The 4721-nt window shown below is 70.8% G+C and carries 1 protein-coding gene; it reads right to left on the reverse strand.

Features of this window, described 5'->3' with window-relative positions:
* On the reverse strand, positions 1-4721 hold a 4721-nt coding region (locus AB0O21_RS40250), incomplete at both ends, for a hypothetical protein (protein WP_365180930.1).

Below are 4721 nucleotides of genomic sequence, written 5' to 3' on the forward strand. Positions count from 1 at the left end.
ATCCCCGGAACCGCCAACACCGTCCTGGCCTGCCGCGGATGCCTGCCCAACGCCGACAACAACCCCGCGTTCCCGAAAAGCCTCCGATAGGCAGCAGGATTGGGCAGAGCTTCCTTGTGGTCGATGACCGCCATCGACAAGTCGATGTTGTCGTCGAGCTTCGCGAGGGCGGACCGGCGCTCCCCCTCCCCCTGGGTCTTCAGGAACTCACGGAACACCGGATTCTCCTCGGCGACCAGCCGGCCGGCCGCGCGATAGTCCGCGAAGAACTCCCGAAGGATGTCGATCCGGTCCGGGAAGGCCACGACGAGGGGCAGGTGCCGGATCGCGTCGGACTGGAAGCCCCTGTCCGATTCCATGGTGTCGAGCAGCAGCGGCCTCGAGAACAGGACGTCCGTCGCGTCCTTCCGTCTCACCAGGATCTGGGCGGAGTCCGTATCGTCCGGATCCGTGAGGTGCGCCAGGAGCCGCGGGCGCGTCGACAGCAGTCCCGGCAGCACCGGGTGGGCGGCCAGCAGCTGCGCCGCCGGGCCCGAGTTGGAGGCCGCCACCAGCACGTCGGGGTGGCGCACCAGTTCCCGCAGCGCCGGCAGGGGCACCTCCCGTACGCCCTCGTTCCGCAGGGCGACCAGGTAGTCGGCCACCTCCGTGCCCAGCCCCGGGGGGATCACCGCCGCGTGGGTCACGAGGTGACGGGCGACGGGGGCGGTGATCGATCGCGCGGTCTCCGCGTCCGGCGAGGGCACCCGTGGCGGGTGTTCCTCGTCCCAGCGCCGCACGGCCCGCTCCGCGAGCCGCCGCGCCTCCTCCGCGTTGAGTACGGGAGCCGGAAGGCTGGACGAACTCCCGGACCCCGAGGCCTGGTTGGCCGAGGACGTCGAGGCCCTCGGCGGCCGCACGGCGGACTGCGCCTTCTTCGCCGCCTTCTTCGCGGCCTTCTTGGCTGTCTTCTTCGCGCCGCCGATCCGTCGGAGCGGGTCCGGCGCCGCTTCGGGCAAGCCCGTCAGGAGGCCCTCCAGGACCGCTTCGGCCGCCACGTCGTTGTCGCCGAGGCCGTCGGTGAGCATGAAGTACGCCACCCGGCGCACCACTTGCTCCTCGGGCGTCAGCGTCACGTATGGAGACGTCGTGTCCAGCGCCGGCCGCAGGTGACGTACCCGGGAGAACATCACCCGGGCACGATCGACCGCAGCGTCCCTGTCATCCCGGTTTCTCTTGCTGTGGCCGATCCTGCGCCACTGCGCATCGAACTTGTCCGCGTCGAAGCCCGTGTCGGCCCCGTCGTCCTGTACGCCGTCGACGGTCACCGGCCGCACGGCCTCCGACTCGACCCCGCCGACCGTGCCGGTGGTGGCAGCCGCCGGCCCACGCCGCAAGCCCTCCACCACGGCCGTCACACCGCCCGGCTCGCGCAGCTTCGCGGCCAGCTCGGCGGAGTCCGTGAACTGCGGCAAGTCCTCCACCAGGGCGGTCCCCAGCGGCCCCGCGATCGCCTTGCCACCGTGCCCGTCCCACCGGTAGTCGTTCCCATGGCGCGGCCGCCGCGTACTGCGCGCATAGACCAGCGCGTCAACCTGGCCGTCCTCGGGATTCAGCACGTACGCGAAGGAGATGCCCTTCGTACCGCCGTCGGCGTGCGCGTGCAACGCCGTGTTCAGCGCGACCCGCCCTTCCTGCAGGCTCGTGCCGTGCGCCACCCGCTCCACCTCGGTGGTGAAATCCGAGAACCAGGACGCGCCTTCCTTGTTCCCGTACACCACACGGCCACTGTGCTCCCACGTCGACCGGTCGATCGCCTTGAACCGCTCCAACCGCTCCCGGATCTCCGACAGCCGCGCCTCCTCGGCCGCCAGCTGAACGGACCTCATGCCCTGCCACACACCCCGCGTGGCGTCCTTGACCGCCTGGTACCCCTCCTCACCCGGAGGCATCACATCCAGCGAATCCCGGTACGACTGGAAATCCGACTCGAAATCCCACGACAGCGGATGCGAAGCGGCGAACGTTTCGAGCGCGTACTGCGGCAGCGTCTCGGGGCGCCGCTCCACCGCGTCGAACAGACCCGGCGAATAGAAGAGCAGCCCCTCCAGCTCGGGGTGGGCGGCCAGGCTCTCGGAGACTCCCGGTGTATTCGCGACCCAGGCGGCGATCTCCGGATCCTGCCAGGCGGCGGCATCCGCGGCCCCATCCGACCCGCCGTCCACCGCGGCATCCGCCACCCCTGTGTCATCGCCGCCGCGCACGGGCGGGGACACCGTGCCCTCGGCGGTCACGGTGGTCGCCGGTACCGATGCTTCCCAAAGCGCGGGGGTGGTACGCGCCTCCGCGACATCGGGGGTATCCGCCTTCGCGGTGATCCGCTCGGCGACGGCCTCCCGGATCGCGTCGGGGCCGCCCTCGACCAGTGTGGCGACCGAGCGGCGGGAACCGGTGAGTGCCCGGAGCTCCCGGGCGAATCCCGAGGTCTCCAGAGCGTAGGCCAGGAGAGGGGCGTCACCGAGGACGGTCTTCGCCACCTCGGGCTGACCGTCGAGTAGCGCTACGAGGCCTTCGCTGTCGAGCAGCCTTCCCGCCTGCTCCGCGGTGAGGACCACCCGCGAGGACTGCAGGGCCCGCTGGAGCCCGCGCCGGCCGGCGAACCGCCGCAGGGCGGGCCGGCGGCCGAGGACGGCGTCCACCAAACCGGGCTGGGCCACCAGCACCTGCCACAGGCTGTCGCGCGCGGCGGCGTCCTGCACCAGCACGCGCTGGGCACGCAGCAGCTCCCACAGCTTCGGCTGTTCGGACAACTCGGTGACCAGCTCGGGGCCGGCCCACAGGGCGGACACCAGGTCGGCACGGCCCCGCAGCGTGGGCACCGCCGTCGGGTGAGCCAGGAAGTCCTCGATCAGCTCGGGGTACTTGAGGATCAGGGCGGATACGGCCGCGTTGTCGTCGAGCAGGGCCGCCAGCCCCGGTACTTCGGCGACGGCGGTGACGAGCCGCGGATGGTTGAGCACGCTGAGCGCCAGGTCGGTCCGGCCCAGGATCTGCCGGGCGGCCGCCTCGTTCGCCTCCAGGGACGCCACGAGCTCCGCGTCGCCCAGCAGCGCCCGGAAAGACTCACCCGTCGGCAGGACACTCGGCTGATCGCCCAGCGCCCGGGCCACCACGGGCGAACTCGCGAGCACCCGTACGATGCCCGGGTCCTCGGTCGCCACGGTCAGCGAGTCCAGCCCCCCGGTCAGGACGGCCCTGACGACCACGTTCACATGGTCGACCCGGTGCGGGGCGTGATCCCCGAGGATCTCCCGGAACTGCTCGAAGAGCTCCGGAGCCTGGTCCAGGGTCGAGAGGACCCCGGGAACCTCGAACGCGGCCTTGGCCAGTGCCTCGCTGGCTCCCACGATCGGCAAGGAGATCGGAACGAGCGCCAGGAGGTCCAGCATGGGGTCGGAGTCCGGCAGCCGCCACATGTGGCGGTTGTCGCCCATGGCCTTTCTGACCGGGATGTCCCTCACTACCATTCCGCGCAGGTAGTCGCTGGACATATAGGCGTTGTACAGCTGTCCGTTGCTCCCGAGGGCCGCCGTGAAGCGCGGATCCGCCGCCAGTGTCCTGCGGACGTCGACGGAGTCCAGGACCAGGGGCAGGAGTTCGGGGCGCAGCCGCAGCGTGGACGTGAACTCCGGGCTCGCCATCAGGAGGTGGCGGAGCGCGACGCTGTCGGCGGCGGCCTCCCGCAGACCGGGGATCTCCTCGAAGGCGAGATGGGTCTCCTCGAGGCGGGCGAGGTGGCCGGCGCGGCGGCGCGGGGCATCGTCCTCTCCCGTCCACATCCCTTCGAGTACGGCCCGGCCCTCCTGGGCGGTGCCGAGCACGAGGTCCAGGATCTCGCGGTCCTCCGGAAGGAGCCTCCAGCCCTCTTCGGTGAAACCGAACTCACCGACCCCCTCGATCTCCGCGCGCAGCGCGTCGATGTCCTGCACGTGGCGGGCGAAACGTGCGGGATCGCTGATGAAGGCATCACGGAAGGCCGGCCGCCGCATGGCCGAGACCAGCAGATCGGGCGCCGCGCCGAACGCCCTGTGCAGGCCGGTGTTCTCTTCCCCGGCGAGGGCCTCCAGGAGGTCGCCGTCCGAAAGGAACCGCGCCCAGCCGTCGATGCTCACCGTCATCGCGTCCGGGTCCGTGGCGGCGGCGGAATCCGCCATCACGTGGAACATCCTGCCCAGACCCGCGGCACGGAAGAGGATTGCCGGATCCTCGTCCATCGCATTGCTGATGTTGCGGAACCGCCGGACCAATTGGAGCAGTGCCCCGTCGTCCGCCATCAGGGCGGACAGTGCCATCTGCTCCGCGCTGAGGACGTCCACCACGTCCAGGTCCTTGTGGATGGCGGAGAGCACACGGGCGTTGTTCTTCGCGTGCTCCCACAGACCCGGTACACCGGCGACCTTGAGAACCGCATCCACGAGGTCGGTGAACGTGAAGAAGTAGGCGACACCCGGACTGTCGTGGAGGATCTCCGCGGCCTCCGGATTCGCGCCGGAGAACTGTCCCGCCGTCCGTCGGCTGCTCCTGTCCCGAACGAGACTGCGGCGCATGGTGCGGTGGCGGGTGGCGGCGCGCAGGACCTGGGCGACGGGGAAGCTCTCGTCCGAGCCGATCGCCTCGCGCAGGTCGGCGGAGTCCTCGCTCAGCAGCCTCCTCAGCTCGTGCGGGTACTTGAGGGCGCCGAT

The sequence above is a fragment of the Streptomyces sp. NPDC091371 genome, assembly GCF_040684275.1.
Lineage (GTDB): Bacteria > Actinomycetota > Actinomycetes > Streptomycetales > Streptomycetaceae > Streptomyces.